The sequence below is a fragment of the Streptococcus sp. HMSC061E03 genome (assembly GCF_001813505.1).
Classification (GTDB): Bacteria; Bacillota; Bacilli; order Lactobacillales; family Streptococcaceae; genus Streptococcus.
Window position 1 is genome coordinate 741,571 of the sequence record NZ_KV812784.1, and the last position, 23,853, is coordinate 765,423.

At 37.7% G+C, this 23,853-nt stretch carries 25 protein-coding genes and 4 pseudogenes; 6 read left to right on the forward strand and 23 right to left on the reverse strand.

The genetic code is table 11. The features are described 5' to 3' along the window. Positions 1–7: 7 nt before the first annotated feature. The 11 genes and pseudogenes from pezT to HMPREF2917_RS03735 form a co-directional block, all read right to left on the reverse strand. A pseudogene (pezT, locus tag HMPREF2917_RS03685) lies at positions 8–780 on the reverse strand (type II toxin-antitoxin system toxin PezT). Next, a complete protein-coding gene (locus tag HMPREF2917_RS11670) occupies positions 780–1,061 on the reverse strand; it encodes a hypothetical protein (protein ID WP_007521739.1) in 282 nt (93 codons plus the stop codon). The pseudogene pezT and the gene HMPREF2917_RS11670 overlap by 1 nt, the downstream one beginning before the upstream one ends. Positions 1,062–1,116: 55 nt before the next feature. Beyond that, positions 1,117–1,257 (reverse strand): helix-turn-helix domain-containing protein, encoded by a 141-nt coding sequence (locus tag HMPREF2917_RS11675; protein ID WP_239667201.1) that lies wholly within the window; start codon positions 1,255–1,257, stop codon positions 1,117–1,119. A gap of 152 nt (positions 1,258–1,409) precedes the next feature. After that, positions 1,410–1,637, reverse strand: a complete 228-nt coding sequence (locus HMPREF2917_RS03695; RefSeq protein ID WP_007521736.1) for a hypothetical protein — start codon at positions 1,635–1,637, stop codon at positions 1,410–1,412. Further along, positions 1,628–2,260: a DUF3990 domain-containing protein gene (locus tag HMPREF2917_RS03700; RefSeq protein WP_007521733.1), complete on the reverse strand. Its 633-nt coding sequence runs from the start codon at positions 2,258–2,260 to the stop codon at positions 1,628–1,630. The genes HMPREF2917_RS03695 and HMPREF2917_RS03700 overlap by 10 nt, the downstream gene beginning before the upstream one ends. 81 nt (positions 2,261–2,341) lie before the next feature. Next, positions 2,342–2,617 (reverse strand): hypothetical protein, encoded by a 276-nt coding sequence (locus tag HMPREF2917_RS03705; RefSeq protein WP_007521731.1) that lies wholly within the window; start codon positions 2,615–2,617, stop codon positions 2,342–2,344. A gap of 38 nt (positions 2,618–2,655) precedes the next feature. After that, positions 2,656–3,039, reverse strand: coding sequence for a DUF5945 family protein (locus HMPREF2917_RS03710; RefSeq protein WP_070588999.1), 384 nt, complete (start codon positions 3,037–3,039; stop codon positions 2,656–2,658). Then, positions 3,036–3,269 (reverse strand): DUF5965 family protein, encoded by a 234-nt coding sequence (locus HMPREF2917_RS03715; protein ID WP_070589000.1) that lies wholly within the window; start codon positions 3,267–3,269, stop codon positions 3,036–3,038. Before HMPREF2917_RS03715 ends, HMPREF2917_RS03710 begins: the two co-directional genes overlap by 4 nt. A gap of 50 nt (positions 3,270–3,319) precedes the next feature. Then, positions 3,320–4,405 (reverse strand): toprim domain-containing protein, encoded by a 1,086-nt coding sequence (locus HMPREF2917_RS03720; protein ID WP_070589001.1) that lies wholly within the window; start codon positions 4,403–4,405, stop codon positions 3,320–3,322. A gap of 9 nt (positions 4,406–4,414) precedes the next feature. Continuing rightward, positions 4,415–5,055 (reverse strand): annotated as a pseudogene (locus HMPREF2917_RS03725) (peptidylprolyl isomerase). A gap of 326 nt (positions 5,056–5,381) precedes the next feature. After that, positions 5,382–6,119, reverse strand: a pseudogene (locus HMPREF2917_RS03735) (ATP-binding cassette domain-containing protein); the annotation flags it as partial. Between HMPREF2917_RS03735 and HMPREF2917_RS03740 the strand changes: the two are divergent. Beyond that, a pseudogene (locus HMPREF2917_RS03740) lies at positions 6,114–6,449 on the forward strand (IS30 family transposase); the annotation flags it as partial. The pseudogenes HMPREF2917_RS03735 and HMPREF2917_RS03740 sit on opposite strands and share 6 nt — an antisense overlap. A gap of 122 nt (positions 6,450–6,571) precedes the next feature. Here the strand turns inward: HMPREF2917_RS03740 and HMPREF2917_RS03745 are convergent. Continuing rightward, on the reverse strand, positions 6,572–6,928 hold the full coding sequence (locus HMPREF2917_RS03745) for a hypothetical protein (RefSeq protein WP_007521713.1): 357 nt from the start codon (positions 6,926–6,928) through the stop codon (positions 6,572–6,574). A gap of 866 nt (positions 6,929–7,794) precedes the next feature. Between HMPREF2917_RS03745 and HMPREF2917_RS03750 the strand changes: the two genes are divergently transcribed. From HMPREF2917_RS03750 to HMPREF2917_RS03765, 4 genes are all read left to right on the forward strand, one after another. Continuing rightward, positions 7,795–8,805, forward strand: a complete 1,011-nt coding sequence (locus HMPREF2917_RS03750) for a site-specific integrase (protein ID WP_007521711.1) — start codon at positions 7,795–7,797, stop codon at positions 8,803–8,805. Positions 8,806–9,134: 329 nt separating this feature from the next. Further along, positions 9,135–10,496, forward strand: coding sequence for a hypothetical protein (locus tag HMPREF2917_RS03755; RefSeq protein WP_007521710.1), 1,362 nt, complete (start codon positions 9,135–9,137; stop codon positions 10,494–10,496). A gap of 259 nt (positions 10,497–10,755) precedes the next feature. After that, positions 10,756–10,950: a DUF3173 domain-containing protein gene (locus HMPREF2917_RS03760; protein ID WP_049473220.1), complete on the forward strand. Its 195-nt coding sequence runs from the start codon at positions 10,756–10,758 to the stop codon at positions 10,948–10,950. Continuing rightward, positions 10,950–12,188 (forward strand): tyrosine-type recombinase/integrase, encoded by a 1,239-nt coding sequence (locus HMPREF2917_RS03765; protein WP_007521706.1) that lies wholly within the window; start codon positions 10,950–10,952, stop codon positions 12,186–12,188. The genes HMPREF2917_RS03760 and HMPREF2917_RS03765 overlap by 1 nt, the downstream gene beginning before the upstream one ends. A gap of 324 nt (positions 12,189–12,512) precedes the next feature. Here the strand turns inward: HMPREF2917_RS03765 and HMPREF2917_RS03770 are convergent, their stop codons facing one another. From HMPREF2917_RS03770 to HMPREF2917_RS03810, 9 genes are all read right to left on the reverse strand, one after another. After that, complete coding sequence (locus HMPREF2917_RS03770; protein ID WP_070589002.1) at positions 12,513–13,523, reverse strand: DUF1002 domain-containing protein; 1,011 nt, start codon at positions 13,521–13,523, stop codon at positions 12,513–12,515. A gap of 238 nt (positions 13,524–13,761) precedes the next feature. Then, on the reverse strand, positions 13,762–14,364 hold the full coding sequence (locus tag HMPREF2917_RS03775; protein ID WP_003007284.1) for a lysozyme family protein: 603 nt from the start codon (positions 14,362–14,364) through the stop codon (positions 13,762–13,764). Continuing rightward, positions 14,364–15,338 (reverse strand): nucleoid-associated protein, encoded by a 975-nt coding sequence (locus HMPREF2917_RS03780; RefSeq protein ID WP_070589003.1) that lies wholly within the window; start codon positions 15,336–15,338, stop codon positions 14,364–14,366. The genes HMPREF2917_RS03775 and HMPREF2917_RS03780 overlap by 1 nt, the downstream gene beginning before the upstream one ends. A gap of 8 nt (positions 15,339–15,346) precedes the next feature. Then, positions 15,347–16,603, reverse strand: a complete 1,257-nt coding sequence (glyA, locus tag HMPREF2917_RS03785) for a serine hydroxymethyltransferase (protein WP_070589004.1) — start codon at positions 16,601–16,603, stop codon at positions 15,347–15,349. A 38-nt stretch (positions 16,604–16,641) separates the two neighbouring features. Then, complete coding sequence (locus HMPREF2917_RS03790; protein WP_070589005.1) at positions 16,642–17,253, reverse strand: L-threonylcarbamoyladenylate synthase; 612 nt, start codon at positions 17,251–17,253, stop codon at positions 16,642–16,644. Next, entirely contained in the window at positions 17,240–18,076 is an 837-nt protein-coding gene (gene prmC, locus HMPREF2917_RS03795; protein WP_070589006.1) for a peptide chain release factor N(5)-glutamine methyltransferase, read from the reverse strand. Before prmC ends, HMPREF2917_RS03790 begins: the two co-directional genes overlap by 14 nt. Further along, a complete protein-coding gene (gene prfA, locus HMPREF2917_RS03800) occupies positions 18,076–19,155 on the reverse strand; it encodes a peptide chain release factor 1 (protein ID WP_070589007.1) in 1,080 nt (359 codons plus the stop codon). Before prfA ends, prmC begins: the two co-directional genes overlap by 1 nt. Positions 19,156–19,164: 9 nt before the next feature. Continuing rightward, positions 19,165–19,644: a GNAT family N-acetyltransferase gene (locus tag HMPREF2917_RS03805; RefSeq protein WP_070589008.1), complete on the reverse strand. Its 480-nt coding sequence runs from the start codon at positions 19,642–19,644 to the stop codon at positions 19,165–19,167. A 21-nt stretch (positions 19,645–19,665) separates the two neighbouring features. After that, positions 19,666–20,250 carry a thymidine kinase gene (locus tag HMPREF2917_RS03810; protein ID WP_003001444.1) on the reverse strand — a complete coding sequence of 195 codons (585 nt, stop codon included), beginning with the start codon at positions 20,248–20,250 and terminating at the stop codon, positions 19,666–19,668. Positions 20,251–20,364: 114 nt separating this feature from the next. Here HMPREF2917_RS03810 and HMPREF2917_RS03815 point away from each other — a divergent pair, with 114 nt between their 5' ends. Next, a complete protein-coding gene (locus tag HMPREF2917_RS03815) occupies positions 20,365–20,547 on the forward strand; it encodes a 4-oxalocrotonate tautomerase (RefSeq protein ID WP_001117401.1) in 183 nt (60 codons plus the stop codon). A gap of 59 nt (positions 20,548–20,606) precedes the next feature. Here the strand turns inward: HMPREF2917_RS03815 and ilvD are convergent, their stop codons facing one another. Further along, the gene (ilvD, locus tag HMPREF2917_RS03820; RefSeq protein ID WP_070589009.1) at positions 20,607–22,325 is read right to left on the reverse strand and encodes a dihydroxy-acid dehydratase; all 1,719 of its coding nucleotides are present in this window, start codon (positions 22,323–22,325) and stop codon (positions 20,607–20,609) included. A 126-nt stretch (positions 22,326–22,451) separates the two neighbouring features. Continuing rightward, complete coding sequence (locus tag HMPREF2917_RS03825) at positions 22,452–23,795, reverse strand: MATE family efflux transporter (protein ID WP_070589010.1); 1,344 nt, start codon at positions 23,793–23,795, stop codon at positions 22,452–22,454. Positions 23,796–23,853: the final 58 nt, after the last annotated feature.

Here is a 23,853-nt window from a genome sequence, read left to right on the forward strand (position 1 = left end):
TCAAGATCTAACAACCATTTCGATTAGTTAAATCTTTCAATCTTTCTTCTCCAGTTTTAAGCATCTCTTTCTCTACCTGACTCCACTCCCCAAACAGTAACTCTTGAAGAACATCTGCTGCTGAAGTTGTATTTTCTCCTGAATCATATACACAACTTCTATCTCGTTGATAAATTTGAATTCTTTCAACGATAGCCAGTTCTTCCAATTGTCGTGTATTATCAACTAGATGATTTACAATGAAATCATGATGTTCTTTTGGAGTTGCGCGTGCTTGATTTGGATTGGTAGCGTACAGTTCTTCGTATCGGATAAGGGTGCTCAGATAGAACAATTCGGGCTTTGTCGCAATTATTGCTAATTGTACTTCATATCCCCTACTTTTCAAGAGTTGTGCTGTTTTCTTTGGAACGTCAATCGTTCGTAAAGTTCCCTCTATCAAAAGATTGTATCCCAAATGACTCAATTCTGTTACTAAAGACTCTACCATTTTACCTGCAAAATATTTGGTGTATTCTACACTATCTTTGCCATATTCTTGCTGAAGTTCTAAATAGTGTGGATGCTGAGAACGAAAACTATCGCCATCTGTGATAACAATATTTCCTTGAAATTCTTTCTGTTTAATACGATGAATTGTAGTCTTGCTAGCACCACTTTGCCCTCCAAGCAAAATCGCTATAGGGGTTGCTTACTGGACTTTTTTCCTCTTGTTAGAGAACGAAGATTCCGTGCTAAAGCGTGTTTGAATTCACTATCAGTATAATCTTGAATTTCCATTAGGCTACCATCCGTTTTTCAGATATCTCTAACATACGTTCAATTCCATCGAAATAGTCGCTATACCTCTCTATTTCATCAAAATTTTCTACTAAATAGATATTCGTATGAATCAAGTCAGATAGATCATCACTCATTAAAATCCAAGGATTAGATTCATCATCAATGCTAATCCCCTGACTATCTTGATAACGATAGAGTCGAGATAATAGATTAACACCTCTTTCTTTCACAATTTCAATTTTTAAAGTCAATTCATAATCTTCAACAGGATTTAGCATTTTATCTTCTCTACAATATCTACATAAGATACATTAAACTTTTGACAAATGATGTCTATATTAGCTCCGTAGAGACTGAATTAGTTCCATTTTCATAACGACTCAAGCTATTTCGAGAAATTCCTATAATTCGAGCAAATTCGGGTTGTGTTAAGTCATGAGTTTTACGTAAGGACTTTATGTTCTTTCCAATCATGGCAAACTCCTTTATTTTTAAACTTTCATTATAGCATAAAAAAGCAGAACGCACCAATTTTGGTGCGTTGTTTCTTGTTTTTCTAGCCTAAACTTTACTTCTAAAAAAGCCACCTTAAAGAGTAATTCCTTTTGCGGTGGCTTTTCAAAATACTATACATTAAAATACTCTTGTTTAATTTTTGTAAGCAGATTGTTAGCAACCGAAGTTACACCAACATGCATCAGTTCAGGATCAGAATAATCTAGTTTACGAGCATAGCCTTCTGCAACAATCTGAGCAATACGCTCATCCAATTTATAATTAGAGGCTTTTAATAGTGCTTGAAATAATTCTGAACTATATAGTTTAATATTATTTTCCAATGATACTACTGCCATTTTTGTAACTCCTCTCCTGTTTTTGATTGATAAACCTTCTCTATTTTCATTATATCACAAAAAGATTGGTTGTGGATGGATAATTGTTTAAAAGAATATGGTTTTCTAAATTCAGCAAGCATTTCTTCTTTTGTAATTTCATTCTGACGAAAACGAGCTAAAGCTTGGGTTGGATTGTCATCAGTCTGAACACCATAGATAAAATCAAAATGGTGTTGTAATGAATCTGGATTTTCCCGATTTTGAAAGACAAATTCCGCAAAATCTAAATCTGACTCTGACTTTTTATGTTTTGCAAAATAGTGACAATGATAGTCAGGGTTCTTAAAAATTTCTATAAAATTTGAAATACGAAATTCTACTATAATTCCTACTTCTTCTTCTGAGTCAAAAATATTATTATTAGAGGTGCTTCGATTTAATACTTCAACTTGCTTGTTAATAAATTTTCTAGCTTGTTCAAAGTCAGGCGTGATATAGAAACCAGGACCAAAATCTAGCTCACTCCCTAAGTTAAATTGAACATTGATACCTTTTTTTAAGGATTCTAAATGTCTCAATAATGTAGCATGAAACCACTGCGTCTGACCTAGTTGCTTTTCCTGCTTGGTAGTCAACTCCAAAATATTTACTTCCTTCTCTAGTCTATACTAAAAGTATAACACAAGACTTTATTCAAGTAAAAGAAAATTTTATGAAACTATTCACTTTCTTCCATCTTTCCTAAACCTCTCTAAATTCTTCTCCAATTGTTCCTTATAAAGTTGATTCTTATCTTCCTTTAATGTGTCGTCCAAAGTTTCTTCTCTATAAGTTGATTCTGTTTTTATCTGTTCTGATCCTTGATCTGGAGTAAAAATGATATCTAGCAGTCGGTCTATTTTTTCAAGATCTTGGACAGACATATCAGATAGTCTATGAATCAGCTTTTTAAATACATCACTATTGTCGTGATTTTTCTTAAAAAATGTTGTAAACATCTATAACCTCTCAAAAAAAAGCAGCCTATCAGGACTGCTTAGTGTAATTCGGAAATCGCATCATAAATTGACTGCAATTTCTTATTGTCTTTATTCTTTGTGTCAATCAACGTATGTAGCTCTTCAATTTTCTTTTGACTGCTTTGAATATCGCTATTGTTATCCGCAATAAGTCTTTTAAGATGTTGCTGATAACTTGTAGTGATATCTGTCTCTTTTCCTGTTCTAACCTCTGTAACTTTGGGTTTAGAACTAGAATTTGATTTCGTCATAGGTGCTTGTTTGCGCTTTTGAAAAGCTGCTTCATAATTTACATTATTACCTCCTTGATGATTTCCAAATAAGGCCGCAATTTTATCTGGATCTTCTTGATTTTCTGATTTACTTTCTAATGGTTGATTAAAATTCCAATCTTTTGTCATTCACTCATTTCATCCTTTCTAAATTCAGAATGATCGAATTGTCTTTCTCTACCGAAGGCATGGTCAAGAGCTTCTTCAAAACTCATGTGACTAATGCTTTGACGCCTTTTGAACGTCGCAAACATCGCTGTCTCCAGTTGCTCTTTGTAAGCAGCGAGTTTTTCTGTCTCTCTTGCTACCTTGCTTTCTTGCCTAGTGACCTTTTCTTCTAAGCGTTCAATAATGGTTATATACGATCCTCCTTCATTCTAATATTAGCTAAAACATCTTGATTTTGTTATCACAATTCTAAACATTGAGAGGTTAGTCTTACTGATTGATTCCTCAATGTCTCTTTTGCATTCTCGATCATCAATTGTAAATCTGATTTCTTTTCTCTAAGGACATCATTCCAGTCTACTTTTTCTTTCCCAGATTCATTATCAGGGAAATCCAGGAAAACAGGAAATCCTGATTGATATAACTTATCAGAAAAATCTTTTCCTGCATCATCACAATCTACCGCAAGTGTCAATAAATTTGGATGATTATCAAAATAGCTGGTGGTATCACGAATTGTATTGATCAAAGGCAATAACTTTGAAGGTATTACTGTATCTAAAAATTCCAACTTCTGATTTTCTTCAGCTATCAGTCGTAAAGTTTGATAAGCAACAACAGACCTTTTTAATCCCTCCATAGATACCAAACGAACATCAGATAGATTTTGTTGATGAAGTTCGTAATAGCTCATCAAGTCGATGAACGATTCACAAAAGACCAGTCTATTTGGTTTACCAATGTCAAAGGATATTCCAACATGTCCATGGCTTCCTTTTAAAATCGTTTTTAACCTTTCTCTAGGAAGAGAGTGATTCTTATAAATCCCTTGTAAGCTTGCTGCCTGCAGTTTGTGACGATGATCAAAACTTTTAAAAACAATAACAGGTTCAACAGTTTCATTTGTTTTCCAACTGGCTTGTGCTATCAAACCTTGTTGAATCATCTTTTGTACGATTTCTTCTGAGATTCCTCTACATTCTGTTAAATAATATCTAGCCAGACTACAGCTAGAATCTTCTATTCTCTTTAAAGGAAAATAAAATGGTCTATCTCTATTTTCTTGAACAGCTTCTTTTTGAAAAGGTTCTTCAGAAAGAAAAGTTAGAGCTTCTTTAAAGGAAGTTCCCTTAACAAGTCGAACAAAATCAATGACATCACCTTGAATATCTCTTGAAAACCATTTAAAAGTATTGGTATTCGAAAAAATTCGGAATGAATCGTGTTCAGGATGTTCATAGACACTGCTCGAAACTTGTTTAAAGGAGATACCTAAACGATTGGCTACATCAAGAATTGAAATTTGCTTACATTCTTCTATTTCCATGCAATATCATCATTTTGTTGTAGTATTTGGCAGTGATGGAACAGATGAGGATTCTTCTAAAGTTTTGGGAGTGGCCTTATCCAAATCATCTAACCCAGATTTCCAAACATGCACTTGATTGACCAATAACTTACCTGGTAGTTTAGAATAGGATAACTTAACTGTTCTTGTTTCTGTCTGATTAGTCTTTAATTGGTTGGCATTCTTTAAATCAGATACATAGGTTACATTATAAGAGACCATGGCAATAGCTTGATTCGTAGTCTGATTGACAAGATATCTGCTTTTTCAAAATGATAATCCAAAATATAATCCTTATACACTTGGTTCATGGCATCATTTTGACTTGACAATTCTTGAAAATAAGCCGATTCAGTCATATAAGGTTGAATGCGTGTATTATTTTCTCCGAGCTTTTCTTTCGTATAGTACTGAGTCAAAAATTCTTTTACAGTATCCGATGACAAAATTCTGGCTTTATCTTCTGCTTGTTTGTCCTCTACAAGTTTAGCTGCAGTCAATTCGATTTCTTTGCGACTTTGTTTAGCAGTGGAATGTTGACCAACAGTATATCCCATCATGAGAATAAAGCTAGTTGCGGCTACTGCTCCAACACTAATTAAGGCTTTAGTTTTGACTTTATTTAACATCTTAGACCTTCTTTCTATAAAAACTAGGTCAAGCATACCAGATAAATCTTGAAAAAGTATCACAATAGAAAAAGGACTCTACATTGAAAAAAGATCCTTAATTTTTTATAATACTATCAAATAATTGTCTCAAATTCACCGAGCTTACCACGGGAAAAACGAGGCCTGAGTAAAACAAGCGCACGGTATTTATACCCCCAAAAAAACCGAAATGTGTTGAAAGCGTATGATCAGTTTTATCATGACTAGATAATAGATGATGAAAATCAGGAATAGCCAAAATCTTATTCTTATGAAAACTCTTTTGAACTTGTGAAAAACTTATGTTAGTCATGTTTTAGAACTCTTTTCACGACAACCAACTCCCTATCCTTGATTTCCCAAATCTGATCAAAGCGTGATAGCATCTTTTCTTGACGGTGAAGTGTAAGGACGACAGCACTTGATAAGCTAAGTACCTTGTCTAATTCCTTTTGAAATTGGCTGGCATCCAAAGCAGAAAAAGGCTCATCCATGATAATTAGCGGACTATGACGATTTTTCTCCCGATTGAGATACATGTGCTGTTGCTGACCACCTGACAGGGACTGGGGTGGTATCTTTTCAAACTTTTCATCCCTAAAATTAGCCTCAAAAGTCTTGAAAATAGTGACATTATTTTCATAAGATGAGATAAAGGTGTGCTCCTGTTGCAAAATCATACCAAATTTTCCCCAGAGTTGATGAACAGGGAGATGATCAAGTGAGATTTCACCTTGAAAATCTCGGTCAGTCCCGTTTAAAATATTGAGCAGACTACTCTTTCCAGAACCATTTTCGCCGATGAGGGCAATCTTGTCCCCCTTGCGAATTTCAACGTGGGGAATAGTCAAGCTAGACTCCCCCAGTCGCTTGGTGATATGGTTTAGCATCAGGGTCTCGAAAGACATCTGAGGTGCCTGAACAGCGGACGGACGGCTGACAATTGCTTGAAAACTTTGCACCACAGGTTTGACCGACTCCAGCATTTGCAAGTCGTATAGGATTTCCTGAATTGGCTCCGAAAAAGCAGTGATATAGCCAAAGCCATGTTTTCAGCTATCGAACAACTTTGTAGGCTATTTCCAAAAGAGGCTCTTAAAACCTTCACTTCAGACAGGGGAAAAGAGTTTGCCTGCTATCCTCTGGTGGAGAACTTAGGAATTTCCTTTTTCTTTGCGGACGCCTATTCATCCTGGCAGAGAGGAAGCAATGAAAACGCAAATGGCTTACCAAGAGAATATTTCCCAAAGAAAACAGATTTAGCCACTATCTCTGATGAGGCTTTGAACAAGGCCTTATATGATATCAATCACCGACCACGAAAATGTTTAGCTTACATAACTGCTTGTGAAGCTCTAGAGGATGAGTTCAAGTATATGTTGCACTTATTCTTGCAATTTATCATTTATAAAAATATGTACTTTTCATTTATTAATCTACTATATTTTATCACAAAAACACACTGAGATACTCATCCCAGTGTGTTTATTTCATTTTAGGATAACTTCATCAGTAAACTTAAAGATTGATCATTTGTGAGTTCTGAAAGTAATAAAATTAATCTTTCATATCCAAGTTCTTTCTTCTGCTTGATTAAAGAATTCATAATCGCCACCAAATCCTCTGGCGTAAAACTTCTTAAGTAAAGTGTAACGTAACTTCTTTTTTTATTAGAATACAAGCTAACATGAATTGCATTATGTTCTTTTTGTCTAATTTTCATTTCTCCTGCAGACTCCCTAATATAGAACTCATACACTGTCTTTTTAGGATAGCAATCAAATGTGTTTTCGAATTCTCGACGATTTTTATAGAGAATATGACTAATGATGGTATAATTTTTAAGAAACATAGTTGTTTCCTCCTTAAATGTTATTATAATTAGAGTATGCCATTTTTTTATAATAATAAAAATAAAAGTTTTAAAAAAGATAAATGTATTGTTTTGCTTATTGAATCTTTTGTAGACTTATTTCTTTCTCACATTCCCCATTTTTTTGTGCTTCTAATTATCTGTGTGTTTAGCGTTGACAGAAACGTATGTGTAAGTCACGCTAAACACTCAGTCCGAAATAAAACCGTATAACACAAAAAAGAAAAAATTTGTTTTTTAGAAGTATCAATTTATGGCATACTATAGATATCTAAAGATTGATTAAGTAGAGACGTAACTAAATAGCTACGTTTTTTTTAATATTTAAAAGGAGGTAGCTATCGTGGAAATAGCAGGTTTAAGCTGAGTTAAGAAAGAACCAATTTTTGTATTTCACTAACTAAAAAAATAAATGTATAGATAATAAAAGTAATGTCAATAGCAGTAAAAAAATTTTTTGATCATAACAAAGGAAAGTATAAAAGTATAAGAACGAAAGTAAATAATAAAAGTCTAAAAATAGAATACAAAAAACTAGCTTAACTCAGTTGCTAAATTCAAAGCATTTAAACCTGAAAAAGAGTAAAAAGAAAAAACAACAGATTTTTATCTGTAAGGTGGAACTCTACATTTTATTTGAATTGAGTCAACTTGTCATGTTGTAAAATGGCCTGGTTATCTTCTTAGCCATAAATTAAGAAGCGCCCTCAGCACAGGGAAGATACTACATCAGTGAATATAAGCTTAAGTCACTGCACTACTTCAACTTGAATTAAAAAAGACCTTAAGAATTTTCTTAAGACCTTCTTTAAAAGCACATTATCTATAATAGAAAGGAAAGAACTATGGCAAAGAAGAGACGTAGTCGTGCTGATCGACGAAAAGCCAAAGAGAAAGCTAAGAAACAACAGATGGGTTCTCTAACTACTTTCGAAGGCCGTAAACAATTCGTCCAATCAAAAGGACTAACTAATCTAGTCACGCGCTTTAAAAAAGGAAAGGGTATCAAGCGAAATGAATCCAAAAAAACGGGAGAGGACATTCATTTAATCCATACCGACCGAACTCTTCATAACTACGCTGGTTCCTGGAGCCGATTTGCTTCCTTTGTTGCTACAACAGCTACTGCCGAAGAGTTAGAAGCTCTTGATAAATCTAACGATAAAGAGGGATGGATTGACTTGGTAAATCAATATTTAGAACATTGTAAAAAATCAGGGCTTTCTGCTCCTACTCAGTCAACCTATAAAGCAGCATTGGCGAAAGTTTTAGGAATATCTTCTACTGCTTTTATTGCAACAGATATTCGATATCGAGCCAACAAAAAAAATAATCGCTTAAAATCTAATGACGATAGAATGTCTGAAGAAACGAATAATCGATGGTTTTCAATCGTATCTGCCACTGGACTACGAAAAAATGAGCTAAAAGCAATTACTGGTGACTCACTCTACCAACGTGAGGATGGCCGATATTATCTTAAAATCATTGGTAAAAAGCATAAAACAAAAGGAGCTAGAGATCGTTGGGTTCCGATTATCACACGAGACAAAGAAGAATTAGAGAGGCTTGTTGAGGAGTTTAAGCTAGCTGGTAAAAAGCGTGTGTTTCAAGTTCCATCTGCTTTAAAACCTCATAAATATCGTGCTGAATACGCAAAACGTCTTTATCTTCTTGTCGCGAGAGATCCCAAAGATATCAAAGATAAAAAAGAAAAAATTTTTCTAAGAGGAGAATTAAGGGGAGTCGTCCTGGATCGAAAGGCCAGCTTAATTGTATCGCGTGCTCTCGGACACAATCGACCAGAAGAATTTCAAAAATCGTATGCATATAAGTTAATCGCACAAGCAAACTAATAAACTTACTTTGTAATGTTTTAAGTGTATCAAATCTAAAATCATTTTTTTCACATCTTTATTCTTAATCTAAATGAAAAATAAAGTAGATAAGAACCTACTTCTTTCTTCAAACCATTATCACTACGCGTTTTTCAAACAATCAAACATTAAGTTCTTTTGTTTTAAAAAAATTTTTTTCATTTTTTCATTATTTTTTTTGAAAAAAAAAGGGTTTTTGAACAAGTTCCTGGCATACTAAAGAATAGGGGGTATAAAAAGAAAAAATTTTTAATCTTACCCCAAACAACATACTTTATCAAAATACTATGTGAAAGGAATTTAATCGAATGGCTAGAAGAAAATTAACACAGGAAGAAGAACAAAAACGTTTAGAAGTAAAAATTGAGAATGAAAAAAAGATACTAGAGGCTTTCTCATCAATGCCTTGTTTTGCTGGAATAGATAAATGTAAATTATCCCTACAGGATTTTTCTTTAGAGTGTAAAGAAATAAAGAATTTAAAATATGATAGTACTTGTAACTTAAAGACATCTATAGATGGAAAGTTGCTTAGTTTAGATATTAAATCAGAATTTTTCGGGAAAATCACTATTTCTTTTGATGAATCAAATTTTAAAACATCGTACTGTTACATTGAATTAATTCATGGGGGGTTAAATATCGAAACGGCTGGTATTGAGGGGATTAAAAGTAGATTAGCAAACGCAATCGATTTTATTAAAAATAATTACGGTATTTTGATTACTTACTCGACTGCCCTCTTTCTCGAAATGGAACTTGCTTATACAATTGCCTTTGATAAAACTCCAAACTTACAGCTCAGAAGTTTTCTACACAAATGTCTTTCATCAGGATACCCTCCAAATTTTGGAAATGAGAAAAGTAAAAAGAACAACTATGACTATCCAATTTTGAGTTGTAAGATTAGTAATGAAGAATTAACCGTTACTTACGATAAAATTGAAAAAGCAAAAAGAAAAGGACAAATCAGAAGAAATGGTTCAAAACTAGATAATATTAATGTCCAAAGATTTGAACTAGTATTAAAGAAAAATAAAATTAAAAAATTTTTGGGAACCAATTCTTTAGATTTACTGAATGATGCACAATTGATAGAATATTTGGAAACAAAACTTCATTCAACAATAAATGTGTACATAAAGTTAATTGAAGAATCAAGTGCAAAAACTAAAAAAGTGATTCAAGATGTTTATAACAAATACGGTCCTAAAAGTTATATTAAAGAACTTTTAAATCAAGTAAATAATCATTCTCTTAGATTTTTGTCTCCTTTGGTGTTAGACGAAGAAATTATAGCATTGTCGAATATTGCTCCTTTCAAAAATAAAGGTAGAACCAAAAGAACAATAATAGACTCCTTCCAAAATAGTGAAAAAAAATATTTTGAAAAAAACGAGACCGGATTAATGATTACTTGGCACGTTCGAGATATATTTAAACTATTTTATGAATCACTAGAAGTTGCTAAAGAAAAAGGTTTAGGATGTCATAAAGATGCTAAGTCGACTCATACATTTAAGCATGTTTTAAAAGATTATTCATTAGATTATAGAAATAAAATTTTAAATAAAACTATAAGATCTAATACTCGAAATCAAAAGAATAAAATTAGAAACCATGTTTTAAAAGAATTCCCTGATGTAGATTTAGATATTAATAAAAAATAAAGCAAATTAAATAATAATTTTTTTACATTTATGGCTGTAAACCTTGATACAACAACAAACATGTATTTATATGTACACAGTTTTCGTTTGATTATTTGAGAAAGGAAATAGATATGTGTGAATTTTTTAGAACAAAAAAGAGCTTGTTTCTAAACTTTGGCCGGTATCAGAAACAAACTCAAAAAATAACAGTAATAATATCTATTACCTTTTTCTATTATCGCAATAAAATTTAGAAAATTCAAGAGGATTATTAATTATGAAACAAACAATGAATAAAGAGGATTTGATTAATATGGGTTACAATCCCTATACTGCGGTTTCAATCATTAGACAAGCTAAGCAAATTATGGTACAAAAGGGGTATGCCTTTTATAATAATAGACGTTTAGGGCACGTCCCAATCAGTGCTGTTGAAGAAATTCTGGGTGTTTCACTTCACGAGGAGGGATAATGCCACAATATCAACAGAAAACAAAATTTCCTGGAGTATATTCTGATAAAGACGGAAAATATTTTCTTCAAACCGAATTTGGTCGAGATAGAGTTACTGGGAAACGTGTACGAAAGAAATCTAGGGTAGATCAGCATGGAAAACCATTTAAATCGGCCTCAGATGCTTATAAAGAATTAACTCGCCTGAAACATGAATATCATCAATCTCAAGGTTATTCTAACTACCGTATGAAATATCGGCAATTTATGGAAGACCATTATATTCCATACTATAGAACAACAGTTGAGCACAGTACATTTTCAGTGCGAGAGAAAAATCTTTTACAGCTTTGTGATCGTTTTGGTGACACCATGCTTCGTTCGATAACCCTTGAACAAGTTCAGATGTTTCGCACGTGGTTACTGACTAGTCAAGATGAGGATGGTGCCGGATATTCACAAGGATATGCTAGCCTCATCTTTGGCATGTTTAGGAAATCATTGGACTATGCTTTGCAAATGGGATATGTGGAAAAAAACATTTCTAAGCAATCTAATGCAATTCCTAAAGGAAAAAGTAATGTCCCATATTGGACTAAGAGCGAATTTGAAGCTGTTATTTCGAAAATTTACATTGAAGATGTATATGAACATTTAAACTTCGTGATGATTTGGGTATATTTCATGACTGGCGTACGTGTAAATGAAGGTTGTGCCCTTCAATGGAATGATGTTGACTTTGATAAGCAACGCCTACGAGTTCATCATATGCTTATTGTTAAAAACAAAAAAGAATGGACACGTAATTCCTATTCGAAAACTAAAGACGGAAGAAGGATGATTAGTTTAGATAAAGATACTATTGATGTGTTAAAAAAATGGCGTGAAGCTCAAAAAAAGATTGGACTAGGACACGAGAACGATTTTATCTTTTCATACGATGGCTTACCTATGTTGAAATCTACAATCTCAAGGATTATTAAAAGGTACGCCAAGATTGCTCACGTAAAGCCTATCCAAGCGAAAGGTCTCAGGCACAGCCATGCATCGCTGCTAATTAATGAATTAAATGCTGATGTACTTATTCTATCAAAACGTTTAGGACACTCTTCTCCTGAAATCACCTTGAAACACTACTCGCATCTATGGGATGGCGCTGATGAAGCTATCACTAATGAAATGGTCGGAATTATTAATGTTTCTTTCCCATCTTCTAGCTTAGTACATTTCAACGGGAATCAATCAATTTCAAAATAACATTCCCACCAAAAACCCCACCAAAAAACAATTAACACCTTAAAAAGCCTGTTCTATAAAGCTTTTTGAGGCGACTGCAACCATTGAGTGGGAGTAAAAAAAAGGTCCGGGGGACCTTTTTTTCACGAGCTTAAAATTAGTCAAGCGAGTTTAAAAGTCCGTGGGGGACCTTGATTCACAAGCCAATAATTAGCAAAGCGGGTTTTAAGGTCCAGTGGACCTTTTTTTGTGAGCTTAACATAAAATTTCTAATTAAGTATAAAAATAGGTAACCACACACAAAAAGCACTCTGACTTCTTGTCAGGAGTGCTTTCCTGCTATTTTTAGCCAACTAAACCACTAAAGAATTTGACAATGGCATTCCAGATGGCTCCGAAGAAGCCGGCAATGGCATTCCACGCATTTGTGAAGAAGTTCCCACTGTCTTTTAGAATCGCATTGGTATCAAAATTGAGATTGATATTGTTAAAGGTATCGCCTGCTTTATCTACGATACTATCTTTCAGATCCGACAAGGTTTTAGTAAAGCTTTTGCTACTGATGACACTACTCTTTGAGAGGTTGACTGCGAAATTCACGATCAAATTGATCTGGTTGCCTGTCACAGTTGTATCCAGCTTATAATTTTTCAGGGTTTCTTCGACGATCTTTCGAATATCATCCTTGCTTAAATCCTGATTGTTCTGTTTAGCATTGGCTACTGCTGTTTTAATGTCGGTCAATGCTACGTTTAACTTATCCGCATCGAAGTTTTTCTTACCAGCGTTTTCTTCATTGATCCCGGATAGAGTCTTTAACTCTTCTTGGGCCAGATCTTTGCTTTCTTGAGAAACTTTGGCACCATTTTTCTCAAGCGAGTAATAGATCCCGGCCAAGGCACTTTCACCAGTCACCTGTATAGGAGAAGCTACTGTAATTTGAGCATGCTCTAATCCAAGTGTAACGGCTGCATTACGATACATATCTGCAGTGACCTTGGTAATGTTTTGAGGTGTCACGATATTCACTTCTAGTGGCTTATTTTTGCCTAATTTTTGAATTTTAACAGAGGAATAAAGTTCCAAACTATCATCGTTGGCAACGTTCATAATCGAAGAATAAACCTCTGGTGTCATGGTCTTCCACTCTTCTTTATCTTTTGAACTATCGTAGTTCAAGAGACTCAAGGTTTGTTCGATTTGACTTTGGTCCAGCGAATAGCCCAAAACATAGTCTGGCTTGACATAGGTTTCATCAATAACTTTCTGCACATTGCTATCTGCAGAAACACGTGGGACAGCTGTAAACAAGGCTAAAGTCGTTGTTACAAATAATGCAATCTTCTTTATTTTCATCATTTTCTTCTTTCTAATTCAAATCAACTCCGGGCATCTCTTATTACCTTTCTCACCTCACTAGAGATGAAAAAAGAAGTAAATAAAGAGATTACCCACTTCGACTTTTATTATACAGTCGGTTTCTTAAAACTAGCTTACAGTTTTTTTAAGAATGCATGACATTTTTATTATCCCTCAAAATCGGAGGCAGAACTGATCAGCTTAAAAAAGAGCCAAGCGGCTCTTTGGAAAATGATTAAAACCATGAAAATAACTTCATAATCGTCATATTGGTTTCTACTAAACGGGAATAATAAATATTGCCCCCATTAATGTAGAGTTCCATCCCGTTTAAAAGAGAGATTGGGTGGAGGTAAAGATAAGTTTCACCGGTTACATTGCCAAGACTTGGTGCTACTACATCCCGTGAATAAGCACGGGCCAACTCTAGGGAATTTGTTCCACCGTGTTTTGCGACGTAATCAATGTAGTCTTTCCCAAAATTATAGGCTTGAACTGCAGTCCAGCTATCAACGCCTTTTTTCTTGGCTTCTTTTAACTCATCTGAAAGAGTCTGAATTCCTTGGCGAATACTGGCCTTATTATCACTAATAGTATTGGTCTCACCACTTGCACTCTCACTTGCCTGCATGACATCGTCCTCTCGACCTTTGGTCTCAGTATAGATCATAGCAAGAATGAGGTTTTCATTGGCCGTGGTGTCCTCTTCAGCAAGGACTTCTCTAACCAGGGAGCGATACTGCATGACTTGTTTAACGTCATGATGGATCTGAATTCCCTTGTAGATTCCAAATATTAGTAAGATGAATAAGAAGATCTTCACTATACGTTTAATCATTATTTACTCTGTATATCCTCAATATTTTTGATCAAAATAGAATAGGTTCCGTTCTCGTTTAGAATAAATTCAACAGATTCGGCATCCTCATAGACATTATTCGGAACGATCAGTTCAATTCCATTTGACAATGACAATTTCTGATTTTCGAACTTCTTCAACTGGCGACTTGCATCGATTTCTTCAAAAGTGACAGGCTCTGGTACAGCTTCTTTGACTTGGTCAATAAAACTGAGGCGAGCTGTCAGATTATCATCGAAGAGATCATTCGCTAATTTCTCAGGAGAGAGTTTATTTTCTTCCTCAATATGGTTAAAAATAGCTGATTTAACCTTTGATTGAAATTGAAAATCATCTGTGTTGAAGCTTTCCGCAATCTTCTGGGCTGTTTTTTCTAGTGCCTTGATCGATTTTTTAGGAGAGATCTTGGGTTGCGCCTGCAACAGATTCTCAGAAAAATAGTTCAAGAAAGTCCCGTTGTACTTGATCCGTTTTTCAATCAAGTGGTATTTGCGACTTTGAAGATTGATGACCAAGGCCTCATCAGCACCAGTCCCAAAACCAGGTAGATTATTTTGCGTCAGCTTAATCGGATTATCCACTTCACCACCAAGATGCGTCAGGGTTTCCCGTAAGGCGATCCGAAGAAAGGCAAAATGGTCCACCCCTTCTTTTGAGAATTGAATGAACACCAAATCGTTGGTCTTTTGATTCTCAGAGACGACAAATTCTTCCTTCCAGCGATTCGCTACTGCGACCGAAGTTTCAAGTAGGTCATCTGAGATCATCTCAAGAAAAGGATTGTCCTCTTCGAAAATACCGGTCCTTGCTTCATCAGAATAAACCCGTTCAATCTTCTTACGCAAGTATTCCTCGATTTTAGGCGTGATATTGAGAAATTTATCTGCCAAATAGAGATCGGTATCGTCTGGGCTAAATTGATGAATGATGGCTTTTTTTACGTAAATATCCATAAGATGGTTTAGTCCTCGTAAAGTGGAAAGGCGTCTGTCAAGGCTTTGACTTGGCTACGCACTTCGTCTAATACTTCTTGATTATCCGCATTCTTCAGCGCTTTGATCATGAGTTCAGCAACGGTGCGACTTTCTTTTTCACCAAAACCACGAGCGGTGATGGCTGCTGCACCTATCCGAATCCCACTGGTCTTAAATGGAGACAAGGTTTCATAAGGAATAGAGTTCTTGTTGAGAGTGATATTAACTTCATCCAACAAGTTTTGCGCCACTTTCCCATTTTCAACGACTTTAGTGACGTCGACAAGGAAAAGGTGGTTCTCTGTTCCGCCTGAAATAACGCGGAAATCAGGATCTTGCAAGAAGACATCAGCCATGGCCTGACTGTTCTTAATCACATTAGCTGCATACTCTTTAAAGGCAGGATCCAGCGCTTCTTTGAAAGCTACAGCTTTGGCAGCAATGACATGTTCCAACGGTCCTCCTTGAATACCAGGGAAAATAGCAGAGTTTATTTTCTTAGCTAATTCCTCGTCATTGGTCAAGATCAGACCTCCACGAGGTCCACGAAGGGTCTTGTGAGTGGTCGTAGTCGTGATATGGGCATAAGGAACTGGACTTGGATGAAGACCCGCTGCCACGAGACCAGCAATATGGGCCATGTCAACCATGAGCTTAGCTCCTACTGCATCTGCAATCTCACGGAATTTTGAGAAATCAATGATATGAGAGTAGGCTGAGGCACCAGCAACGATGAGTTTTGGCTTCACTTCTTGGGCTTGTTTTAAGATGGCGTCAAAATCCAAGAGCTCTGTTTCAGAATCTACACTATAGGACACAAAGTTATAGGTTTGACCAGAGAAGCTCACAGAAGCTCCGTGCGTCAAATGCCCACCGGCAGCTAGATCCATCCCCATGACAGTATCACCAGGCTCAATCAAGGCCATATAGGCAGCACAGTTTGCCTGACTTCCTGAATGCGGTTGAACATTCGCAAATTTAGCCCCAAAGATTTCTTTAGCCCGTTCGATCGCGAGACTTTCGACCACATCAACCACATCTGTCCCGCCATAGTAACGACGACCAGGATAGCCTTCGGCATATTTATTTGTCAGAATAGACCCTTGAGCAGCCATCACTGCCTTAGAGACAACATTTTCAGAAGCAATCAACTCAATATTGTTTTGTTGACGCTCTTCCTCTTTAGCGATCGCATTCCATAGGTCTGCATCATAAGCTTTGTAATCTTCTTTATCAAAAATCATCGGTCTACTCCTTTATAAAAAATTATTTATGTACATTATCACTGAGGAAGTTCATCTTCCTCAAAAGAAAGCTCTGGCACTTGTGCAAGCAAATCAGCTTTTGTAATCGAACCTTGCCGCAAAATCCTGGCCTTGGAACCAGAGATATCCAAAATAGTTGAATCTTGACCAGTCAAAAAGTCATCATCCTCTATACCAGGAACCACTTGATCAAATTCGCTTACAATAGCCTTATACTTTGTTCCACTTGCATGACCTGAAAGATTGGCCGAGGGACCAACCAAAGGACCGTATTTACGAATTAATTCCAATGTTTTTGGGTGAGCCGGAATACGGAAGCCAACTGTATCCAATCCTGAATGAATCCAGCCAGGTACCTTTTCATTTGCCTGAAGAATAATAGTCAGAGGCCCTGGTAAAAATGAATCAACCAGTTTTGTTAAATAACTAGGTTGATTTTTCGAATAAAGTCGAATTTCTTCTTCGCCGGCTACATTTAAATTCAGAGCCTTGTCTCTCGGTCTACGTTTTAATTCGTATATATAATCGACTGCCTCTTGATTCAAAGCTTTGGCGAAAATACCATAGACTGTCTCAGTTGGCAGAATAACTGCACGTCCTGCTTCTAATTCTTTCTCAATGTGATCCATTGTCTACTACTACCATTCTATCTTGTCCAAATTGGTCTTTCAGAACGCGAACTCGTTTGTTAGGAAACGCTTCTTGAAAGAGCTCTTTTACTTTGGCTCCTTGCTTATAGCCAATTTCTAGATAGATCTTTCCGTCTGGTGTTAAAACACTTGGTGCTTGCTGGGCAATCTTTTCGTAGATGGCATATCCATCACGATCCGCAAAAAGAGCTAAGTGGGGTTCAGAGGCTAAAACATTGGCTCCAACCTCTTCTACATCATCCCGAGAGATATAGGGAGGGTTGGATACAATCAGGTCATAAGGACCTTCTAGTTCGTCCAGTACATCTGACGACTTGAAGGCAAGGACTGCTTCTAGCTGCTTGGCATTTTTTTGAGCCAGGGCTAAAGCCTCTTCTGATACATCGCTAGCTTGAACCCGCCAGGCAGGTCTAGCAAGGGCTAAGCTAATAGCGATAGCACCACTTCCTGTACCAATATCCAGAACTCGTAAGGCTTTCTCATCGTTTTCTTCGAGAATTAGAGCCACCAACTCCTCTGTTTCTGGGCGTGGAATCAGCACGCGCTCATCCACTGTAAAAATATGGCCACAGAATTCTGCACTGCCAATAATATATTGGGCTGGGACGTGATATTTCAACTGCTCAAAGATGGATTCAAGCAAGGCCTGATCCTCTACTTTTACTTCTGTTTGCAAGGCAAGGACAAAGTCTGTAAAGGTCCAGTTTTTTAAAGCACGATACGCGAAGGAGAGGCTTTCTGGTTCCTCTCCAATGGCTATTAATTCTTCTTCATACTGGGCTAATAATGGTCCCAACAACATTATTTGTTCAACTCTTCTAGTTTTTGTGTTTGATCATACAAGACCAAAGCATCGACCACTTCATCTAATTTACCAGATAAGATGGTATCCAGTTTTTGAAGGGTCAAGCCAATCCGGTGATCGGTCACACGGTTTTGAGGGAAGTTGTAAGTCCGGATCCGCTCTGAACGGTCACCAGTACCGATGGTTGACTTCCGCTCAGCGTCTTGCTCGTCTTGGGCAATCTGAGCAAAGTGGTCAGCCACACGCGCACGGATAATTTTCATGGCTTTTTCACGGTTCTTCTGTTGCGTCCGTTCTTCTTGCATCTCTACCTTGATGTTGGTCGGCAAGTGGACGATACGAACAGCTGTTGCGACCTTGTTGACGTTCTGTCCACCCGCACCAGATGCGTGGTAAATGTCAATGCGAAGGTCTTTTGGATCAATATCGTACTCGACTTCTTCGATTTCTGGCATGACCAGAACTGTGGCAGTCGAAGTATGGACACGACCTTGGCTTTCTGTCACAGGAACCCGTTGCACCCGGTGGGCACCAGATTCATACTTGAGTTTTGAATAAACCGATTGACCAGAAACCATGGCTACGACTTCTTTGATCCCACCAACGCCATTGTAGGAAGCTTCCATAACTTCAAAGCGCCAACCTTGGTTTTCCGCGTATTTTTGGTACATCTGCAAGAGGTCACCAGCAAACAATTGGGCTTCGTCTCCTCCAGCTGCTCCACGGATTTCCAAGATAATGTTCTTGTCATCGTTTGGATCTTTTGGAAGAAGTAAGATCTTCAGTTTTTCTTCGTACTCTTCTTTTTCAGCCTTAGCATCTTTTAGCTCTTGCTTGGCCATTTCTTCCAAGTCCGCGTCTCCGCCTGCTTCCTTAATCATTTCCTCAGCGTCGACAATGTTTTGAAGGACTTGCTTGTACTCACGGTAGGCTGTCACCGTATCACGAGTGGAAGCCTCTTCTTTTGAAAGCTCCATAAAGCGTTTGGTATCAGAGACTACATCTGGGTCACTCAATAACTCTCCTAACTCTTCATAACGGTCTTCTACAGCTTGTAGTTGATCATAGATATTCATGTTCGCTCCTTAATTCTTGGTTGTTAGATCATAGATTGCTACAATTTCGTCTTCTATGACTTCGCCAGTTTCTTTAAATCCATAATGGAGATAGCAAGATCTCGCTTGATTATTTTCCGGTTCATAAGATAACCAAAGACTTGTTGCCTTTCCAGCTGGCTCTGTTCGAACAAAGTCAATGACTGCATCCATAGTCGGTTTAAAATAGCCTAAACCTTGAAATCGTTTATCGATCATAAAACGAAATAACAAGTAATTTCCCTTGCTGATCCCAATTTTCTGGTCATAGGCAATCATAACAAAACCAACTAATACTTCCTTATCATAAACTGCTAAGGGAGCTATAAAATCACCATTTTTATCATATACATAGGCTTCAGCTAAACTAATGGAATTGGATGCAATAAAATTCCTTTGGTTTGGATGAACTTCTAGATTTAAAACGTCAAAATAATTCTCTATTGTAACATCTTTTAAACAAATAGACATTATTATCCTCTCTATAACGTTCTAGACGCTTTCAGTTGGAATGTCTGGATTAAAATAATGCTTGCGGCAAACGGAGATATAGGTCTCGTGTCCACCGATCTGGATCTGCTCTCCATCATAGACAGGTTTACCTGCTTGGGTACGCAAGACCATAGTCGCCTTGCGGGAACAATATTGGCAGATGGTTTTGATCTCCTCGATCTTGTCGGCTAACAAGAGGAGGTGTTTAGAACCTTCAAAGAGTTCATTTCGGAAATCATTTTTGAGGCCAAAAGCCATGACCGGCACATCTAGTTCATCCACGACTCTTGCCAGATCATAGACATGGTGTCGTTTCAAAAACTGAGCTTCATCGATCAAGACACAGTAGGGTTTGATTGCTTGGTTTTTAATAAAGCCAAAGATATCGGTATCGTCTTCGATCGCAACGGCTTCCCGTTTCATACCGATCCGGCTAGAAACCACTCCTACTCCATCTCTGGTGTCGATTGCCGAGGTCATGATGACGACGCTCTTGCCTTGCTCTTCATAATTATGGGCCACCTTCAAAATCTCAATGGTTTTCCCCGAGTTCATGGTCCCATATTTATAATATAATTGTGCCATTTTCCTTTTGTTCTCTCTAAAATGTGTTTCATTATCATTTTACCATAATTTTGCTAAGCTTTGTATCCCAAAATGTGATAAAATAGTCCTATAAAAAATTTAGGAGGTGGCCATATGCCATTTGTACGAATTGACCTATTTGAAGGACGCACCTTGGAACAAAAGAAAGCCTTGGCCAAGGAAGTAACTGAAGCTGTTGTCCGCAATACTGGCGCTCCTCAGTCAGCTGTTCACGTTATCATTAATGATATGCCTGAAGGAACCTACTTCCCTCAAGGTGAAATGCGCACCAAATAATGGTTCCACTAAAAAAGCCTTTCTTGCTTGTGATATCACATAGCAGGAAAGGTTTTTTCTTATTTTTCTTGGGCTTGACGTTCTGCTTTCCGTTCTTCGAATTCTTCGTCACTCATCAAGGTTCCGCCGACATTGGCTGATTTGGCAAAGGCTGTATAGCGACGCAACCAACCGCTGGAGATTTTTGATTTGAAAGGTTTCAAGTATTTGCGACGTTCTGCAAGAGTTGCATCATCGACAAGCAAATCAATAGTACGATTTGGAAGATCAATCACGATTTCGTCCCCATCTTCGATTAGGGCGATATTACCACCTTCTGCCGCTTCTGGAGAAACGTGACCAATCGCAATCCCACGAGTAGCTCCTGAGAAACGACCATCCGTAATCAGTGCCACATCCTTACCAAGACCGCGTCCGACAATCTTAGAAGTTGGCGCTAGCATCTCCGGCATACCAGGTCCACCCTGAGGACCCTCGTAACGAATGACAACGACATGTCCCTTCTTGACTGTTCCATTGTCAATCAACTCAAGGGCTTGATCTTGTGAATCACAACAAATAGCTTTACCACGGAAAGTGGTCACAGATGGATCAACCCCACCGACCTTGATTACAGCCCCATCCTGAGCGATATTTCCGTAAAGGATCGACAAACCACCTACAGATGAAATCGGATGCTCGATTGGATGGATAATTTCTTCATTTTTGATTTCAGCGCCAGCTACGTTTTCTTTCAAGGTTTTACCAGTAACTGTGATACGATCACCCTTAATGGCTCCTTTTTTGATCAACTGATTGATAATGGCTGGTACACCACCAGCTTCATGGACATCATGCATAGTGTAAACACTTGAAGGGGCAATTTTAGAAAGATAAGGTGTCTTCTTGGCAATCTCGTTGATATCTTTGAGATCATAATCAATCCCCGCTTCACGCGCAATAGCGAGCGTATGAAGCACCGTATTGGTAGAACCACCCATGGCCATATCGAGCGCAAAAGCATCATCGATGGCTTCTTTGGTCACGATATCCCGTGGACGGATACCCTTTTTAATATTCTCTACCAATTGTTTGGCTGCTTGACGAACCAATTCCCGGCGTTCATCTGAAACAGCTAGAATGGTACCATTTCCTGGAAGAGCAAGACCTAATACTTCCATCAAACAGTTCATGGAGTTGGCAGTAAACATACCAGAGCAAGAACCACAGGTTGGGCAGGCATTTTTTTCCAAGAAATCCAGCTCATCCATGCTCATATCACCAGCTTGATAAGTACCTACAGCTTCAAACAAACTTGAGAGCGTCGCCTGATGCCCTGTCATGTCAACGCCACCCTTCATGGGTCCACCAGAACAAAATACGGCTGGTACATTGGTCCGCATGGCTGCCAAAATCATTCCTGGTGTAATCTTATCACAGTTGGGAATATAGAAAACACCGTCAAACCAGTGGGCATTGATGACCGTTTCAGCAGCATCTGCGATCAACTCGCGAGATGGCAAACTATAACGCATCCCGATATGGCCCATAGCAATCCCGTCATCGACCCCGATGGTATTAAATTCAAAAGGAATCCCACCAGCCTCGCGGATAGCCTCCTTGGCAACATCTGCTAATTCACGCAGGTGAACATGGCCTGGAACGATATCAATATAGGAGTTACAAATGGCAATAAAGGGCTTTTGCATATCCTTTGCTGATTTTACTTGCCCAGTTGCATAGAGGAGACCACGCGCTGGTGCTCGGTCGATCCCCATTTTGATCATATCACTTCTCATCTTGTTCTCCTTCTAGTTCTTCATTTCTACCTCCTAATCTTACCACTTTGACATCAATTGTCAAGAACTTTCAGAAAATTTATAATATTCACGGTACACAAAAAGCCTGGTTTCCCAGACTTCATTTTAGTTTGTTTGTTTTTTTTCGATCTGCCATAGTCGCATCTGGTAACAAATACCACTCACAACAAGGCTAGAAATAAGACCGATCCAATAAGCATAGGGACCTAATTTAGTCACATGGTCAAGGAAAATCCCTAGTGGGATAGAGATACACCAATAACTAAAGACTCCTAATAAGAATGGAACGGTTGTATCCTTATAGCCCCGCAAAATCCCTTGTAGGGGTGCTGCAAAAGTATCAGCCACTTGGAAAAAGAGACTATAGGTCATGAAAATCGCTGTTTGCTGCACAAAGACTGGATCCTTGCCATATAGCCCTGCTAGTTGGAAGCGGAATGTATAGAGAAAGACCAGGGTGACAATGGCAAAGCCAAAGGCTGTCAGCCGGCCCAAACGGCAATATTGTTTGACCACTTCTGGTCTTCCTGCTCCCCGTTCGTAAGATACGATAATCGCCATGGTACTGGAGATACTAACAGGGAAAGCATACATCAGGGTCGAAAAATTCATAGCCGATTGGTGGCTAGCAATGGTCAGTGATGGGAATTTTGCCATTAACAAACCAACCAGCGAGAAGATAATGACTTCTGCAAAAACAATTCCACCGATTGGAAGCCCAAGTCGCAATACTTCTTTCATCCCTTTAAAATCATAAGGTTGGGGCTTCCACAATTGGAAAGGTGCTACCTTAGGGTGCTTGCACAAGATCAAAAACGCAATAACCAACAAGACCCAGTAGGCCAGAGAGGTTCCAAGACCTGCTCCTGCTCCCCCCATCTCGGGAAAACCAAATGCCCCATAGATCAGGATATAGTTAAAACAAGCATTGAGAGGCAAAAGCAAGAGCATCAAGTACATCGATAGACGCGTCATTCCCAAGGTATCGAGGAAGGTACGCACGATACTAAAGAGCAACAAAGGTAAGATTCCCAGAGAAAGAAAATATAAATAGTGAATGGCTATTTGGGCAACAACATTTTCTAAGCCGATCTGCTTGAGAATCATGGGTGCAATCCCCCAAACAAAGCCTATTAAGAGAATGGCCATACCAAATGACATATAGAGGAATTGGTAAAAGTCGCCAGCAATCCGTTCTTTATTTCCCTTGCCTAAATGATGCCCAACAATCGGCGTCAGCGCAGAGACAATCCCTGTCAGGAAAGTAAAAAATGGATTCCACAGACTCGTAGCTGTAGAAACACCAGCCAAATCAAGGGTCCGGTACTGACCAGTCATGGCTGTATCGACAAAGCTGGCTGAATAATTAGCTAATTGGTAGATTAAAATCGGCAAAAATAGACTCAAAAACAAGCGCAAGCGCTCTTTAAAGTGATAGGTTACATACATGATTCTAACTCTCTTCTCATCAAACTAGATTTTCTCCTCTTCCACTCTACTATATGTT

Excerpts from the sequence above, each read along its gene's own strand:
- prfA (WP_070589007.1), bottom strand. The coding sequence starts at position 19,155 with ATGAATATCTATGATCAACTACAAGCTGTAGAAGACCGTTATGAAGAG.
- HMPREF2917_RS03825 (WP_070589010.1), bottom strand. The coding sequence starts at position 23,795 with ATGTATGTAACCTATCACTTTAAAGAGCGCTTGCGCTTGTTTTTGAGT.
- HMPREF2917_RS03750 (WP_007521711.1), top strand. The coding sequence starts at position 7,795 with ATGGCAAAGAAGAGACGTAGTCGTGCTGATCGACGAAAAGCCAAAGAG.
- HMPREF2917_RS03810 (WP_003001444.1), bottom strand. The coding sequence starts at position 20,250 with ATGGCACAATTATATTATAAATATGGGACCATGAACTCGGGGAAAACC.
- HMPREF2917_RS03775 (WP_003007284.1), bottom strand. The coding sequence starts at position 14,364 with ATGATTAAACGTATAGTGAAGATCTTCTTATTCATCTTACTAATATTT.
- HMPREF2917_RS03790 (WP_070589005.1), bottom strand. The coding sequence starts at position 17,253 with ATGGATCACATTGAGAAAGAATTAGAAGCAGGACGTGCAGTTATTCTG.
- HMPREF2917_RS03780 (WP_070589003.1), bottom strand. The coding sequence starts at position 15,338 with ATGGATATTTACGTAAAAAAAGCCATCATTCATCAATTTAGCCCAGAC.
- glyA (WP_070589004.1), bottom strand. The coding sequence starts at position 16,603 with ATGATTTTTGATAAAGAAGATTACAAAGCTTATGATGCAGACCTATGG.
- HMPREF2917_RS03765 (WP_007521706.1), top strand. The coding sequence starts at position 10,950 with ATGCCACAATATCAACAGAAAACAAAATTTCCTGGAGTATATTCTGAT.
- HMPREF2917_RS03710 (WP_070588999.1), bottom strand. The coding sequence starts at position 3,039 with ATGACAAAAGATTGGAATTTTAATCAACCATTAGAAAGTAAATCAGAA.
- HMPREF2917_RS03805 (WP_070589008.1), bottom strand. The coding sequence starts at position 19,644 with ATGTCTATTTGTTTAAAAGATGTTACAATAGAGAATTATTTTGACGTT.
- ilvD (WP_070589009.1), bottom strand. The coding sequence starts at position 22,325 with ATGAGAAGTGATATGATCAAAATGGGGATCGACCGAGCACCAGCGCGT.
- HMPREF2917_RS03770 (WP_070589002.1), bottom strand. The coding sequence starts at position 13,523 with ATGAAAATAAAGAAGATTGCATTATTTGTAACAACGACTTTAGCCTTG.
- HMPREF2917_RS11670 (WP_007521739.1), bottom strand. The coding sequence starts at position 1,061 with ATGCTAAATCCTGTTGAAGATTATGAATTGACTTTAAAAATTGAAATT.
- HMPREF2917_RS03720 (WP_070589001.1), bottom strand. The coding sequence starts at position 4,405 with ATGGAAATAGAAGAATGTAAGCAAATTTCAATTCTTGATGTAGCCAAT.
- HMPREF2917_RS11675 (WP_239667201.1), bottom strand. The coding sequence starts at position 1,257 with ATGATTGGAAAGAACATAAAGTCCTTACGTAAAACTCATGACTTAACA.
- HMPREF2917_RS03755 (WP_007521710.1), top strand. The coding sequence starts at position 9,135 with ATGGCTAGAAGAAAATTAACACAGGAAGAAGAACAAAAACGTTTAGAA.
- HMPREF2917_RS03815 (WP_001117401.1), top strand. The coding sequence starts at position 20,365 with ATGCCATTTGTACGAATTGACCTATTTGAAGGACGCACCTTGGAACAA.
- HMPREF2917_RS03745 (WP_007521713.1), bottom strand. The coding sequence starts at position 6,928 with ATGTTTCTTAAAAATTATACCATCATTAGTCATATTCTCTATAAAAAT.
- prmC (WP_070589006.1), bottom strand. The coding sequence starts at position 18,076 with ATGTTGTTGGGACCATTATTAGCCCAGTATGAAGAAGAATTAATAGCC.
- HMPREF2917_RS03695 (WP_007521736.1), bottom strand. The coding sequence starts at position 1,637 with ATGGCAGTAGTATCATTGGAAAATAATATTAAACTATATAGTTCAGAA.
- HMPREF2917_RS03705 (WP_007521731.1), bottom strand. The coding sequence starts at position 2,617 with ATGTTTACAACATTTTTTAAGAAAAATCACGACAATAGTGATGTATTT.
- HMPREF2917_RS03760 (WP_049473220.1), top strand. The coding sequence starts at position 10,756 with ATGAAACAAACAATGAATAAAGAGGATTTGATTAATATGGGTTACAAT.